Source organism: Methylobacterium aerolatum (genome assembly GCF_022179085.1).
Lineage (GTDB): Bacteria > Pseudomonadota > Alphaproteobacteria > Rhizobiales > Beijerinckiaceae > Methylobacterium > Methylobacterium aerolatum.
In genome coordinates, this window is record NZ_BPQE01000016.1 from 58,459 (window position 1) to 72,633 (window position 14,175).

Consider the following 14,175-nt stretch of genomic DNA (forward strand, 5'->3'; position numbering starts at 1 on the left):
CTCATCCGCTTCCCGCCGCGGCGATGGCCCGCCCGTAGAGCGCGAGGGTGTCCCGCCCAAGGCTCGCCCGGTCGAACCGGCCCGCCGCGGCGAGGGCGCGGGTCCGGTAGGCGCGGCGCAGGGCGGGATCGATGAGGAGCGGGCGCAGGGCGTCGGCCAGCGCCGCGCCGGTCGCGGCCCCGGCGAGGGGTCCCGCGCCGGGGGCTCCGACGAAGGCGCGGGCGCTCGCATCCACGGCGCAGGCCACCACCGGCCGCCCGTAGGCCAGGGCCTCCTGATAGACGAGGCCGAAGCTCTCGTAGCGGGAGGGCGCGAGGACCACGTGGCTCGCGGCATAGGCGCGGGCCAGGGCGGCGGCATCGATCCGGCCATGGGCGGCGATGCGGCAGCGCGCCGTCTCGGGCAGGTCCGCCGGGAGGTCGCCGGGCGGCACGCCCACGAGGTCGAGGCGGAAGGGCGGCAGCGCGCCGCGCGCCTGCTCCTCCCCGAGGATCGCCGCCGCGTCGAGGAGGGCGTCGAACCCCTTGCGCGCCTCCGCCCGGCCGACGAACAGCAGGCGCAGGGGGGCGTCCGCCGCCGGGTAGACCGCCGCCCGCGCGGTCGCGAGGAGATCCGGAGGCAGGCTGAGGCCGATCACGGCGGCGGGCCGGCGGCCCGAAAGCCGGTACGCCCGCGCGATCACCGCCCCGTGGTCCCCCGTGTTGGCGATGAGCCCGGCGCTGCCCCGCGCCTGCCGCCTCTCGAGGGCGTCGGCGCTCCAGCCGTCGAGGCGGTCGCGCGGGCCGGGCGCCGGATCGCGGGTGAAGGCGGCTGGCGTGGAGGAACGGGTGACGAGGGGCAGGTCGCGCCGCCCGGCCAGGAGCGCGGCCGGGGCGTACCAGTTCGTCGCCTCCACCACGGCGAAGGGCCGCTCGGCGTGCTCCGCGAGGACGGCCCTGCGGAAGGCGAGCGGCGCGGCGAGATGGCCGAGCGAGCCCCAGCGGCGCAGGCGCGCGAGGCCGGATCCCGGCGGCAGGGCGTGGCCCGAGACCGTGACTCCGCCGACGCGCTCCCGGCCGGACCGGTCGAGGGTGAACACGGTGACCTCCGCCCCGGCCTCCGAGAGGCTCTCGGCGATCTCGCGGGCGGCGGTGGAGAGGCCGCTCGGCGCGGGCGGGTAATCCCAGGTGAGCAGGGCGGTCCGCATCAGGCGGCGAGCAGGCGCCGGTAGAGGGCGAGATAATCCTCCGCCATGCGGGTGGCCGTAAAGCGCTCCTCGAAGCGGCGGCGGACCGCCGCCCGGTCGAGGTCGCCGATCCGCTCGAGCGCGGCCACCGCCTCGGCCTCGGAGGACACGACGAAGCCCGTGAGGCCATCCTCCACCACCTCGGGCACGGAGCCCCGGTTCCAGGCGACGACCGGCGTGCCGCAGGCCATGGCCTCGATCATCACGAGGCCGAAGGGCTCCGGCCAGTCGATGGGGAAGAGCAGCGCCCGCGCGCCCGCGAGCAACTCGCCCTTCCCCGCATCGTCCAGGGGGCCGCCATAGGTGGCGTCCGGCCCCAGGAGCGGGCGGACCTCGCGCTCGAAATAGCCCGGGTTGCCGACGTCGATCGTGCCGCCGAGGCGGATCGGCAGCCCCGCCGCGCGGGCCACGCGGATCGCGGTGTCGGGCCGCTTCTGGTCGGTCAGGCGGCCGACGAAGGCGACGTAGTCTCCCGGCCCGGCGCCGAAGGCGTAGCGGTCGCGCGCGATGCCGTGATGCACCACGCCCACCCGGTTCGAGGCCGGGATGCCTTCGCCCTGGGCCGCCGAGATCGCGGCGACCGGCAGGTCCGGGAAGCCCGCGAAGAACAGGGCCCGGTCCAGTTCGTCCACCCGCCAGTGGATCGTCGTCAGGCTGCGCCGCCGCCGCGCGCCGAGCAGGGCCGCGTGGGCGAACTCACCGTGGCAATGGACGATGTCGAAGGCATCGAGCCGCTGCCTCAGGGCCTCGAGCTGCAGGGCGTCGAGGGCCGCGGGCACGCCCGGCGCGACCCGCCCGTGCCGGGCTTCCAGGGCGCTCAGGCTCGGATAATCCCCGACGCGCGGCAAGTCTGTCGCACTATCCGAAGCGGCAAACAGCGTTACCTCCAAGCCCAAGCTTCGTAATTCCGTACTTAGATCGTGCACAATCCGTTCTGTGCCGCCATGATGTCTGGGAGGAACGGGAAAAATGTTCGGCGCGACTTGGGCAACGCGAATCACGGAGGCCTCTTTACATATGTTATTGTGCGAATTGCTCCGCCTGTGTTCGCCGCGGGTGTAGCACGATGTTCGTCCTGCACATCGCCCTGCAGGGGTGCCTGCGCGGTCACGGCGTCGCATACGGCATCACCGCCGATACCGGCGGGCACATCCGTTACCTGCTCGATCTCGTGGCCGCCTCGTCGCAGGATCGCGACGTCGCGCGGATCGTGGTGGCGACCCGCCTGTTCCGCGGACCGCTCGGCGCCGACTACGCCGTGCCCGAGGAGCGGGTGTCCGACAAGGTCACCGTGGTGCGGCTCGCGGGCGCGTCCGACGAGTACCGGACCAAGGAGGAGATGCATGCCGAGGTGGCGGATTACGCCCGCAACCTCGTCGCCTGGATCGCCGCGCAGGACCGCCCGCCCGACCTGATCCACGCCCACTACGCCGATGCCGCCGCCGTGGCCTCCCTCGTGAAGGACCGGCTCGGCATCCCCTTCGTGTTCACGGCCCATTCCCTCGGGCGGGTGAAGGCGGCGGTGACGGGCGCCTGCCCGTCCTGCCCGGACCTCGCCCGGCGGATCGCGACCGAGGAGGCGGCGCTGGCGCGGGCGGACCTCGTCATCGCCTCCTCCCGGGACGAGGCGGAGGTGCAGTACGCCCATTACGGCGCCTACGAGCCGGGCCATATCCGCGTGCTGCCGCCGGGCAGCGACCTCGCCCGCTTCGCCGCCGCCCGGCGCAATCCCCGGGTCGAGGCCACGATCGACCGGTTCCTCGACGATCCCGGAAAGCCCGTCCTGCTCGCCCTGGCCCGGCCGGTGGCGCGCAAGAACCTTGCGGCCCTGGTGCGGGCCTACGGCGAGAGTCCCGCCCTGCAGGTGCGGGCGAACCTCGTCCTCGTGGCGGGCACGCGGGAGGACATCGACACGCTGGACGGCGACATGGCCGCCACCATGCGCGACCTCCTCGTCCTGATCGACCGCTACGACCTCTACGGGCGGGTGGCCTACCCGAAGACGCACCGCCCGGAGGACGTGCCGGCGATCTACGCTCAGGCCCGCATCCGGGGCGGCCTGTTCGTCAACCCGGCGCTCAACGAGCCCTTCGGCCTCACTCTGCTCGAAGCCTCCGCCGCCGGCCTGCCGCTGGTGGCCACCGACAGCGGCGGGCCGAACGACATCGTGGAACTCTGCGGCAACGGCCTGCTCGTCGATCCGCGCGATCCCGGCGCCATCGCGAGCGCCTGTTTGACGATCCTCACCGATCCCGCCCTCTACGCCCGCTGCGTCGCGGGCGGCGCGCGGGCGGCCGCCGCCTACGATTGGGACCGGCACGCGGCGCGCTACCACACCCTGCTGCGTGCCCTCCTCACCCCCGAGCCGCCCCTGCCGACGCCCCGGCAACTCCTCGTCTGCGATATCGACAACACCCTCGTCGGCTGCGAGGCGGCGCTCGGCATCTTCCGGCGGTGGCGCAGCCGCCAGGCGGAACTCGCCTTCGGAGTGGCCACCGGCCGCTCCTTCCACAGCGCCATGGCGGTGCTGGAGCAGCAGGCGAGCCCCCGGCCGCAGGTGATGATCACCTCCGTGGGGTCCGAGATCTACCACCTCGACGCCAACGGCGTGACCTACACGGCCGACGTCCCATGGCGGCAGCGGATCGCGAGCGATTGGGACCGGGCGGCGATCCACGCCCGGTGCGCGGCCATCGCCGGACTGACGCCGCAGGGTCCGCTGGAGCAGCGCGCCCTGAAGCTGAGCTTCTTCGGAGACGCGGCGACGGCGCGGCGGGTGCGCGATGCCCTCGACCGCGCCGGCCTGCCGGCCTGCGTGATCCACAGCCACGACCGCTACCTCGACGTGCTGCCCGCCGGCGCCTCGAAGGGCACGGCGGTGGACCATGTGCGCGCCCTCTACGGCCTGCCGGAGCGGGCGGTGTTCGTGGCGGGCGATTCCGGCAACGACGTCGAGATGCTGCGCGTCCGCGTGCAGGCGATCATCGTGGCGAACTACTCCGACGAACTCGCGAGCAACGCCGCCCTGCGCCACTCCTACGTCGCCCGCGCGTCCCACGCCCGGGGCATCATCGAGGGCGTCGGCCATTTCCGCCGGATGGGCGCCGATGCCCGGTAGAACGATCGCCGCCGCAGCGGAGGCCGGTTCGGCGACGGAGCGCACGCCGGCCCGAGGGCGCCGAGCCATGACCGATGGCAACGCGGCCGGCCTTGGCGCGAGCGTCTGCACGCTGGTGCGCGGCCGGGAGGACCGCCTGCGCCGCCTGATGCAGGGCCTCGCCCGGCAGAGTGCGCTCCCGCGCGAACTCGTCATCGCCTGGATGCAGCCGGAGCCCGCCTCCGGCCTGCCCGATCCCGGCTGTCCCGTGCGCCACGTCCTCGTGCCGGGCGAGCCGATGCCGCTCGCCGCCGCGCGCAACCGGGCGGCGGAGGCGGCCTCCGGCGACCTGCTGGTGTTCCTGGACGTGGATTGCATCCCCTCCCCCGGCCTCGTGGCGGCCTATGCGGCGGCGGCGGAGGCGGCGCGGGGGCTGTTCCTCGGCGAGGTGCTGTACCTGCCGCCGGGCGCGGTGGACCCGGACGATCTGGACCGTCTCGGCCGCCGCCATCCGGCCCGGCCCGCCGTGCCGGAGACAGGCCTGCGCCGCGAGCCCGATGCGGGCCAGCTCTGGGGCCTGTCCTTCGCGCTCCCGGCGGCCGGGTGGCACGCCGTCGGCGGCATGGATGAAAGCTTCACGGGCTACGGCGGCGAGGAGACGGACCTCGCGGCCCGGCTCGCGGGGGCGGGTCTGGCGACCTACTGGGTCGGCGGCGCGCGGGCCTACCACCAGCACCATCCCGTCCACGTCCCGCCCCTCCAGCATTTCGCCGCGATCCTCGCGAACGCGGCGCGCTTCCACGCCCGGCACGGGGGCTGGTGCATGACCTACTGGCTAGACCAGTTCCGCGCCGCCGGGCTGATCGCCTGGGACGAGGCCGCCCCCGCGATCCGCCTGATCCGCCCGCCGAGCGAGGCCGAGATCGCCGCCTCGCTGCGGCCCGATGCCCTGTTCTCCTGATCCGCGAGCCCGCCGCCTTCCCATGACCAAGCCCATCGCGTTCTTCGTTCACCATCAGGGCCGGGGCCATGCCCGGCGCACGATGGCGGTGGCCGCCGAGTTCGCGCGGACCCGGCCCGTCTCGGTCCTCACGGCGGGGCCGCAGCTGTTCGACGGCTTCTCGCGCGACATCGAGATCGTGCCCCTGCCGAACATGATCGGCGCGGGCGTGCCGACGCCGCGCCTCTTCGCGGAGCCGACGCCGCGGGTGATGCATTGCGTGCCGCTGGGCCTGTCCGAGATGCGCCGGACGATGCGCACGATCCTCGACCACCTCGACGAGAGGGCCGTCGGACTGTTCGTCGTCGACGTCTCGGCGGAGATCGCGCTGCTCGCCCGCATCGCCAGCGTACCGGCCGTGCAGATCCGGATGCACGGCGACCGCTCCGATATCGGCCATCTCGGATCCTACGAGACCTGCGTCGGGATGCTCGCCCCCTTCGACGCGCGCCTGGAGCAGGACGATTATCCGGCGACCCTGCGCGCCAGGACCTTCTATTCCGGCGGCCTCTGCACCACCCTCGACCGGGTGCCTGACAGGGCCGAGGCGCGGGCGCGGCTCGGGCTCGATCCGGCGCGCGAAATCATCGTGGCGGTGACGGGCGGCGGCGGCAGCGGGACGCCCTACGCACCCCTGACGGTGGCCGCCCGCGCCGCGCCGGATGCCCTCTGGCTGACGCTCGGCCCGACCCACCGCGAGGGCCACGAGACCGATTTCGCGAACCTGCGCGAATGCGGCTGGGTCGCCTCCGTGACCGACTACCTCGCCGCCGCCGACCTCGTGATCGCCTCCGCGGGGGACAACACCGTGCACGAGGTCGCCCGCGTCGGCGGCCGCCTGATCGTCATGCCGGAATGGCGCTACTTCGCGGAGCAGACCCGCAAGGCCGAGGCCCTGGTCCGCCTCGGCGCCGCCGTGAGCGCGCCCGCGTGGCCCGGCGACCTCCAGGGCTGGACCAACCTCCTCGCCCGCGCCCGCGCCCTCGACGGCACGGTCCTGCACGGCCTCTGGGCGCCCGACGCCGCCGCCCGCGCGGCGGGCTGGCTCGAAGGGCTCACCGACGAACTCTGGGCGGGGGCAGCCGCCCCCGAGGCCGCCCCGCTCCGCGTCGTCGCGGCGGGCTGAGCCGCCCTCCCCCCCTGTCCCGAGCCGGAGCCCGCCCCGCATGACCACCGTCTCCGTCGTCTCCCTCGCGAAGGGCCGCCCGGCGCACCTGCGCAACGTGCTCCTCGGCCTGGAGCGGCAGACCCGGCCGCCCCGGGAATTCATCGTCGCGGTGATGCAGGACGCGCCCTACGACCTGCCCGAGACCGCCTTCCCGGTCCGCCAGATCCTCGTGCCGGGCCGCGAGTTGCCGCTGGCCGCCGCGCGCAACCGTGGCGTCGCGGAGGCGTCGGGGGATGCGGTGGCCTTCCTCGACGTCGATTGCATCCCCGCGCCCGGTTTCGTGGCGGAGTATGCCGCCGGCCTCGCCGACCTCGACGGGCTGCTCATGGGCGAGGTGCTGCACCTGCCCGAGCGCGCCACGGTCGGCCCCTGGGACTACGACGGCCTCGCGGCCGTCGCCGAGAAGCATTCCGACCGCCGGGGGCCTCCGGCCTCGGGCATTGAGATCTGTACCGATTACCGCTGCTTCTGGTCGCTCAACTTCGCGATCCGGCGAGACACCTTCCTCAAGACCGGCGGTTTCGACGAGCGTTACGTCGGCTACGGCGGTGAGGACACGGATTTCGGCAAGCTCCTCGACCGGAGCGGCATCCCCATCGCCTGGATGAAGGGCGCGCTGGCCTACCACCAGTACCACCCGCACCACATGCCCCCGGTCCACCACCTCGACAGCGTGGTGCGCAACGCCGAATTGTTCGAGGCCAAGTGGGGCTACCGCACCATGGGCCACTGGCTCTACGCCTTCAAGATGATGGGGCTGATCGACGACACGCCCGACCGGCCGATCCGCATCCTGCGCCGCCCGGACGCGGCCGACCTCGCCCTCACCGGCCAGCAGGGCCACCAGCCCTATACAAACTCGGCCTCCGTGATCCGCCACATCGAGGCGCAGGCGCAGGCCCGGGAGAGCGCCCTCGTCGGCGAGCCGGCGGCGGTCACCGCGTGAGGATCGCCCTCCTCGCCCATTGCCGTCACCCCATCGCCCCGCCCTTCGCGGGAGGGCTCGAAGCCCTTTCCTGGCACCTCGCCGAGGGTCTCACGGCGCGGGGCCACGAGGTCGTGCTCTTCGCCTCCGGCGACAGCGACCGGCGCCTGTCCCTGGATCCTGTGATCCCGGTCCATCAGGAGGCGGTCTTCCCCGGCCTGGAGCACACGGGCGATGCGGGGCTGAAGGCCCATGTGGATGCGGGCTATGCCGCCGCCCTCGGCAGGATCGCGGCGGGCGGCTTCGACGTGCTGCACAACAACAGCCTGAGCCGCCTCGCCCTCGACGGCGCGCGCCGGGGCGGCGTGCCGACGCTCACCTCGCTGCACGTGCCGCCCTACGACGCGCTGCGCTGGTTCGTCCACGCGAGCCCCGCTCCGACGCACCGGATCACCGCGACCTCGCGGGCGCACCTCGCCGCATGGTGGCCGGAGGGCGCGCCGCCCGAGGCCGAGGTCCTGGCGAACGGCATCGACCCCGCCGCGTGGCCCTTCTCGCCCCGGGGCGACGGCGGCGCCGTCTGGGCGGGGCGCCTCGCACCGGAGAAGGGGGCGCACCGTGCCATCGCGGCGGCGCGCCGGGCGGGAATCCCGCTGACGCTGTTCGGCCCGGTGGAGGACGGCGGGTACTGGCGCTCGGCCGTCGCCCCGCTCCTCGGCGGTCCGATCCGCCACGGCGGCCACCTCGCCGGGGCGGCGCTGGCGGCCGAACTCGGCCGGGCTTCCTGCTTCCTCTCCACGCCGTGCTGGGACGAGCCCTTCGGCCTCTCGGCCCTCGAAGCCATGGCCTGCGGCCTGCCCGTCGCGGGCTTCGCCAGGGGCGCCGTCCCGGAGGTGGTGGGCGAGGCCGGATGCCTCGTCCCCCCCGGCGAGGACGAAGGGGAAGCCGCCCTGGCGCAGGCCATCGGCGGGGCGCTGGCGATCCCGCGCACCGTCCCGCGCGCGCGGGTCCTGCGCCTGTTCACCCGCGACCGCTGGCTCGACCGGTGCGAAGCCCTCTACGCGCGGGTCCGGGCCGGGGCCGGACCCGCGCTTGCGGCGGCGGTCTGAACCGCGCCGGTCCTGCCCGCCTGCCGCCCCTCCCTTGAGCCCGAGACCCAATGACCCGACAGGACATCCTCGCCGCCCTGTGGCACGGCCGCGACCCCTTCGCGGACCCGCCGGGCGAGCTGCGCGCCCTCGACCTCCAGGGCTGGCGCAGCATCCACCCCTATCTGGAGGAGGCCGTGACCGGGTTCCGCCCCGCCGTCGTGGTGGAGATCGGGACGTGGAAGGGCGCGAGCGCCCTCTACCTCGCCCGGACCATGGCGGAGCACGGCGTGTCCGGCACGGTCATCGCGGTCGATACCTGGCTCGGGGCCGTAGACCATTGGGCGGACCCCGGCCTGTTCGCGGAACTCGCGATGGAGAACGGCTTCCCGAGCCTCTACCGCACCTTCCTCGCCAACGTCCTGCGCGAGGGCCAAGCCGAGCGCGTCGTGCCCCTGCCCCTCGACTCGGTGAACGCCGCCGAACTGATGCGCCTGCGCGGCGTCACGGCCGACGTCATCCACCTCGATGCCGGGCACGAGGAAGCCTCGGTCGCGGCGGATCTGCGGGCGTGGTGGCCGGTCCTGCGCCCCGGCGGCCTGTTCATCGCCGACGACTACGACAGCCTCGGGGGCCGCTTCCCCGGCGTCATGCGCGCCGTCGACGCCTTCTGCGCCGAGGCCGGCGTGAAGGGGCCGTGGTCACAGCGCGGGAAGGCCAAGTTCACCAAGCCGGAGGGGAGCGGTACGGACCGCTGATGGGCCCTCCTCGTCGTTGCGAGCGCGTGCGACGCAATCAGGGGCGGCGGCCCGTTTCAGACCTCGCGCATCCCTGGATCGCTTCGCTCCGCGCGCAATGACGGCGGCGGCGCGAATGCTCAGACCGGCGATTCCGTGCAGAGCAGGACCGGCTGGTAGAGCGTGCGGAATCCGGCCTTCCCGTAGAACGCCTCCACCGCCCCTCCGGCGGGGCATTGCAGGAAGACCAGCGCCGCCCCCCGCGCCCGCGCCTCGCGGAGCGCAGCCGCGACGAGGGCGCTGCCGAGCCCCCGCCCCTGCCGGTCGCACCGTGTGCCGACATTGTAGAGCCCGGCCCACGCGCCCCGGCAATAGAGGCTCGCGCAGGCCGCCGGTCCCCGCGCGTCGTGCAGCACCAGATGGAGCGGGACGAGGCCGGGGCGTCCCCGCGCCACGCGGAGGGCCGGGAGATAGGTCCGGTGCAGGTGCCGCCGCACGGCGGGGTCGTCCGAGGTCCCGGCGAAAACCTCCGCGAAGTCCGCGCCCGGCGCGGGAGCCGCGCCCACAGTCACCCTGACGCCCCGAGGCAGGCAAGCCTGGGCGGGATGCGGCCCTGCCACCATCCAGCTCGCGGCGAAGGCGGCGGCGGGCTCGAACAACCGGCGCAGGGCGCCCTCCTCCGCCGCGTCCTGCGCCAGGAAGGCCGGAGCCCGTCCGCGCCCGAGGGCCGCCGCCCCCGCCCAGGCGAACGGCTCGGCGTGACGGACGCCGTGGGCGAAGTTCAGGGTCGGGTCGGGGATGCCACGGGACCAGACGTAGCCCGATCCGCCGGGACCGTGCTCGACCCCGTCGATCAGGGAGCCCGTCAGCGCCTCGACATGCGCCTGCCGCAGGGCCTCGAAGCCGGGCTCGCCGTCCGGCCACCGCGTCACGCGGCGCTCCACGTCGGCTCCCGCGCGACGAGATCCGCGATCCGCCCGTGCAGGTGCGGGGAGAGCACGATGTCGAGATGGTCGGTCTCCGGCACCGTCTCGACGGAGAGGAGACGGCTGGTCAGCGGCGCCCAGTCAATCACCGGCAGGGACCGGGCCTGCGAGTCCTGCGCGACGAAGCTGCGGATGGGGACGTCGCTCGACGTCAGGCGCAGTGCCCGGAACTGGAGCGCGTGATCGACCAGCGTCCAGAGGATGCGCTCCCGGCTCCCGACCTCCGGGCCGTCCGTGGGCAGGGGTTGCGGCTCGGCGGCCAGGAAGCGCAGGAACTGCCCCTCGGTCTCCTCGTCCATGCGGGCGCGCAGGGCCTCCCAATGGGCACGCATCGGCGAGCGGGCGAGCCACGCGGCGAGCATGGCCGCGTGCGCCGCCCGCTCCTCCGGCGCGAGGGGGTGGGCGGCGCCGGGGGCGAAGGGCGGCTCCAGCCCGCAGGCATCGAGCATCCCCACCGCCTCCAGCGGGAAGCCGGGACCGAGCCGCCGGGCGGTCTCGTAGGCGAGGACGCCGCCCCAGGACCAGCCGAGGAACAGGCAGGAGCCGGCCCGGCCACGCATCAGCCCGCGCACCGTGTCGGCATAGGCGGCGGCCAGCTCGGCCACCGGCGGCAGGGGCCGTACCTCCTCCACCAGGGAGGCGCAGAGGAAGCCGTGCGCCTCCTGCTCCGGCCCCAGATGCTGGACCAGGGGCTCGTACTCGCGGGTGCTCACGAGGAGTCCCGGGAACAGCACGAGGAGCGGGCGCCCGCTTCCCCCCCGCCCCCCCGAGAGCCGCACCGTCGGGGCGAGGCCGTCCTCGGCCTGGGGCGTCCCGGCCTCGATCCGGGCGGCGAGTTCGGCGATGGTCGGGTTGCGCAGCAGGTCGGCGACGCCGATCCCGCCCCGCGGCGCGATGAGGCGCAGGCGCGCCACGAGGCGCAGGGCCGAGAGCGAGTCGCCGCCGAGTTCGACGAACCGCCGGTCCGCCACCCGGACGGGATAGCCCAGCACTTCGGACCAGATGCCCGCGAGGCGCCGCTCCGTGGCGCTGCCGGGCGGGCGGCCTCGCCGGTCGTCCGCGGCGGGGTCGGGCAGCGCCGCCCGGTCGAGCTTGCCGTTGGCGGTGACGGGCAGACGGTCGAGGAGCGTGAGGGAGGCGGGCACCATGGGCTCGGGCAGGAGACGGCCGAGGGCCGCGCGCAGGCGGCCCGGTTCGAGGCGCCGCCCCGGCTCCGGCACGACGTAGCCCGCGAGGGCGGCCCCGGCCGGGCCCTCCCGCCGCAGGATCGCGGCCTCCCGGACGCCGGGCAGGGACCGGAGGGCCGCCTCGACCTCGCCGATCTCGATCCGGTGCCCACGGATCTTCACCTGATCGTCCGCCCGGCCCGCGAAGGCGAGGCTGCCGTCGGCGCGGCGCCGGACGCGGTCGCCGGTGCGGTACATCCGGCCGCCGCCGGGCGCGAAGGGATCGGGCAGGAAGCGCTCCGCCGTCAGGTCGGGGCGTCCCCAGTAGCCGCGGGCGAGCCCGCCGCCGATGTAGAGTTCGCCGGTTTCCCCCTCCGGCACGGGCTCCAGGTCCGGCCCCAGCACGTAGACGGCCCGCGCGCCGACCGGGCCGCCGATCGGCGCGTAGGGCTCCTCGAAGGCCGCGCCCGGCGGCACCTTCCATATGAGGGGCGAGATCACGCACTCCGTCGGCCCGTAGCCGTTGATGAGAAGCCGGGGCTTCAAGGCCCGGCCGAGGCGGGCGAAGGTCTCGCGGGGCATGGCCTCGCCGCCAAAGGAGTAGACCTCGACGGGGGGCGCCTCGCCCAGGCGCTCGGCCCAGTCCGCCACCTGGCCGATGAAGCTCGTGGGGAAGCCCGCATGGGTCACCCGGTGGCGGCGGATCTGCGCCAGGGTCTCGGCGGCGGTCCAGAGGTCCGGCCCGCGCAGCACGACGCAGCCCCCCGCGACGAGGGGTGTCATCCAACGCTCGTGCGCCCCGTCGAAGGCGAAGGACAGGCTGTGCAATTCGCGCGAGCCCTCGCCCATCTCGTACGCCTCGGCGGTGGTGCGGCAATGCATGGCGAGCGGCCCGTGCTCGACCAGCACGCCCTTCGGCCGCCCCGACGAGCCCGAGGTGAAGATGAGGTAGGCGGGATCCCCCGGCGCGGGCATGGAAGGCGCCGAGGGGGCCGTCCCGGTCAGGACGGCCGGATCGAGCCGCGCGATGCGGGGCGGCAGGTCGAGGCGAGCGGCGATCTCCGGCGTGGCGATGCACTCCGCGACGCCCGCATCCTCCAGCATCGTCCGCACGCGGGCGACCGGGTAGGCGGGGTCGAGGGGCAGGAAGGCCGCCCCGGCCCGGAGCACGCCGAGCAACGCGGCAATCAACTCCGGCGAGCGATCCAACGCCACCGCGACGAGGTGCCCCCGGCCGATCCCCCGCGCCGCGAGGCCGGCGGCGAGGGAGGCCGCCCAGGCGTCGAGGTCGCCCCGGCTCAACGTCCGCCCGCCGAACACCACGGCGGGATGCCCCGGATCGGCGGCGGCGAGGCGGGCGAGGCGCTCCGGCACACTGTCCCCGTCCGCGTCCGGCGGGAGAGCGCCGGGGACGGGTTCGGGGGCGTTCGCCGGATCGCCGATCCAGCCGCGGGCCTCCGTGAGGGCGCAGGGGCCGTGAACGCGGCGCCAGCCCGTGGGCAGGGCGCGCCGGGCGGGCCAGAAGGCCGCGTGGCCCGTCCGATCGACCGCGACCACGAGGGCGTCCGAGGTCCAGTCCTCGCCCGATGCGTCCCCGGCCTGTCCGCTCATGCATCCGCTCCCGCGCCCCCGGACGGCATCGCCGGGGGTCCCTCGAGAGATCTGACGAACGGCGCACGGGGCCGTTCACGGCGGAAGACCGCAAAAAGAATTCCCTGAACGGCCGCCGGGCTCATCCGTCAGGGAGATGACGCGATGCGAGGGGACGGATGAACGACGTGGCGACTACCGGAACGCGAGGCGACGATTCGATCGGGCTCGACCTCGCCGGCACCCGCGACGTGCCGGTGCTGCGCCTGCACCGGGCGCCCTCCCCCGAGGCGGGGGCGGAGGCAATCCTGGCCCGCGCCGAGGCGCTGACCGCCGCCGACACCCGCGCCCACCGGATCGTGGCCGAGGCCGATCCCGCCACCGCCGACCGGCTCGTGGCCCTCGGCGCGGCCCGCCGGAGCGCAGACGGGATCGAGATCCTGCCCGGCCTCCTCTGGCAATGCGCCTCCCGCTGGCTGCCCTCCCCCCGGCCGCCCTTCCCGGAGGTGTTCACCGCCACGGACGGCCGCCGCCATCCCCTGCGTCCCGAAACGCCGGAGGGCACTGTCTACGCCCGCGCCATCCCCTGGCTCGGCCAGCGCCTCAGCTTCCGCACGATGTCCGAGCCGGGCGACGCGGCCCTGTTCTCCGCCTGGATGAACGACCCCCGCGTCGCGGAGATCTGGCAGGAGACCGGCAGCCTCGCCGCGCACGAGGCCTACCTCGCCCGGCTCCGGGCCGACCCCGCGACCCTGCCGCTCCTCGCCTGCCTCGACGGAAAGCCCTTCGGCTACATCGAGCTGTACTGGGCGCGGGAGAGCCGCCTCGGGCCGCTCTACGAGGCCGGGCCCTACGACCGGGGCTGGCACGTCGCCATCGGCGAGGCGGAGTATCGCGGCCGCGCCATCCTCTCGGCGTGGCTGCCCTCGCTGATGCACTACCTGTTCCTCGACGAGCCGCGCACGCGGCGCATCGTCGGCGAGCCCCGCGCCGACCACGCGCAGCAGATCCGCAACCTGCACGCCTCCGGCTTCGGCACGGTGGCGACCGTCGATTTCCCGCACAAGCGCGCGGCCCTCGTCAGCCTCTCGCGGGAGCACTTCGTGCGCGACCGGCTCTGGGTGCCGGGCGCCGCCGCCGCCGACGCGACCCCGCGCCCCGCCGCCGTCCCGCCCCAGGGGCCTTGCGCGTGA

11 protein-coding genes are annotated in these 14,175 nt (G+C 74.8%); 7 read left to right on the forward strand and 4 right to left on the reverse strand.

Going from position 1 to position 14,175, the window contains the following annotated elements; genetic code table 11:
- Window position 1: 1 nt before the first annotated feature.
- Together MFF06_RS11500 and MFF06_RS11505 are read right to left on the reverse strand one after the other, a co-directional pair.
- The gene (locus tag MFF06_RS11500; RefSeq protein WP_238203892.1) at window positions 2–1,186 is read right to left on the reverse strand and encodes a glycosyltransferase family 4 protein; all 1,185 of its coding nucleotides are present in this window, start codon (window positions 1,184–1,186) and stop codon (window positions 2–4) included.
- Complete coding sequence (locus MFF06_RS11505; protein WP_238203895.1) at window positions 1,186–2,226, reverse strand: glycosyltransferase family 4 protein; 1,041 nt, start codon at window positions 2,224–2,226, stop codon at window positions 1,186–1,188. Before MFF06_RS11505 ends, MFF06_RS11500 begins: the two co-directional genes overlap by 1 nt.
- A gap of 65 nt (window positions 2,227–2,291) precedes the next feature.
- Between MFF06_RS11505 and MFF06_RS11510 the strand changes: the two genes are divergently transcribed.
- The 6 genes from MFF06_RS11510 (at window position 2,292) to MFF06_RS11535 (ending at window position 9,261) form a co-directional block, all read left to right on the forward strand.
- Complete coding sequence (locus tag MFF06_RS11510) at window positions 2,292–4,343, forward strand: HAD-IIB family hydrolase (protein WP_238203896.1); 2,052 nt, start codon at window positions 2,292–2,294, stop codon at window positions 4,341–4,343.
- Between the two features lie 67 nt (window positions 4,344–4,410).
- A complete protein-coding gene (locus MFF06_RS11515; RefSeq protein ID WP_238203897.1) occupies window positions 4,411–5,283 on the forward strand; it encodes a glycosyltransferase family 2 protein in 873 nt (290 codons plus the stop codon).
- 22 nt (window positions 5,284–5,305) lie between these two features.
- The gene (locus tag MFF06_RS11520) at window positions 5,306–6,448 is read left to right on the forward strand and encodes a glycosyltransferase (RefSeq protein WP_238203899.1); all 1,143 of its coding nucleotides are present in this window, start codon (window positions 5,306–5,308) and stop codon (window positions 6,446–6,448) included.
- A gap of 40 nt (window positions 6,449–6,488) precedes the next feature.
- On the forward strand, window positions 6,489–7,436 hold the full coding sequence (locus MFF06_RS11525) for a glycosyltransferase family 2 protein (RefSeq protein WP_238203901.1): 948 nt from the start codon (window positions 6,489–6,491) through the stop codon (window positions 7,434–7,436).
- Complete coding sequence (locus tag MFF06_RS11530) at window positions 7,433–8,524, forward strand: glycosyltransferase (protein ID WP_238203903.1); 1,092 nt, start codon at window positions 7,433–7,435, stop codon at window positions 8,522–8,524. The genes MFF06_RS11525 and MFF06_RS11530 overlap by 4 nt, the downstream gene beginning before the upstream one ends.
- Before the next feature lie 50 nt (window positions 8,525–8,574).
- Window positions 8,575–9,261, forward strand: coding sequence for a class I SAM-dependent methyltransferase (locus MFF06_RS11535; protein WP_238203904.1), 687 nt, complete (start codon window positions 8,575–8,577; stop codon window positions 9,259–9,261).
- Window positions 9,262–9,380: 119 nt separating this feature from the next.
- On the opposite strand, the gene MFF06_RS11540 is transcribed toward MFF06_RS11535, so the two are convergent.
- Window positions 9,381–10,172, reverse strand: a complete 792-nt coding sequence (locus tag MFF06_RS11540; RefSeq protein ID WP_238203906.1) for a GNAT family N-acetyltransferase — start codon at window positions 10,170–10,172, stop codon at window positions 9,381–9,383.
- The gene (locus MFF06_RS11545) at window positions 10,169–13,003 is read right to left on the reverse strand and encodes an amino acid adenylation domain-containing protein (RefSeq protein ID WP_238203908.1); all 2,835 of its coding nucleotides are present in this window, start codon (window positions 13,001–13,003) and stop codon (window positions 10,169–10,171) included. The genes MFF06_RS11540 and MFF06_RS11545 overlap by 4 nt, the downstream gene beginning before the upstream one ends.
- A gap of 158 nt (window positions 13,004–13,161) precedes the next feature.
- Here MFF06_RS11545 and MFF06_RS11550 point away from each other — a divergent pair, with 158 nt between their 5' ends.
- On the forward strand, window positions 13,162–14,175 hold the full coding sequence (locus MFF06_RS11550) for a GNAT family N-acetyltransferase (RefSeq protein ID WP_238203909.1): 1,014 nt from the start codon (window positions 13,162–13,164) through the stop codon (window positions 14,173–14,175).

Coding starts and splice junctions, on each gene's coding strand:
- MFF06_RS11550 (WP_238203909.1), top strand. CDS start 13,162: ATGAACGACGTGGCGACTACCGGAACGCGAGGCGACGATTCGATCGGG.
- MFF06_RS11510 (WP_238203896.1), top strand. CDS start 2,292: ATGTTCGTCCTGCACATCGCCCTGCAGGGGTGCCTGCGCGGTCACGGC.
- MFF06_RS11525 (WP_238203901.1), top strand. CDS start 6,489: ATGACCACCGTCTCCGTCGTCTCCCTCGCGAAGGGCCGCCCGGCGCAC.
- MFF06_RS11520 (WP_238203899.1), top strand. CDS start 5,306: ATGACCAAGCCCATCGCGTTCTTCGTTCACCATCAGGGCCGGGGCCAT.
- MFF06_RS11545 (WP_238203908.1), bottom strand. CDS start 13,003: ATGAGCGGACAGGCCGGGGACGCATCGGGCGAGGACTGGACCTCGGAC.
- MFF06_RS11500 (WP_238203892.1), bottom strand. CDS start 1,186: ATGCGGACCGCCCTGCTCACCTGGGATTACCCGCCCGCGCCGAGCGGC.
- MFF06_RS11515 (WP_238203897.1), top strand. CDS start 4,411: ATGACCGATGGCAACGCGGCCGGCCTTGGCGCGAGCGTCTGCACGCTG.
- MFF06_RS11535 (WP_238203904.1), top strand. CDS start 8,575: ATGACCCGACAGGACATCCTCGCCGCCCTGTGGCACGGCCGCGACCCC.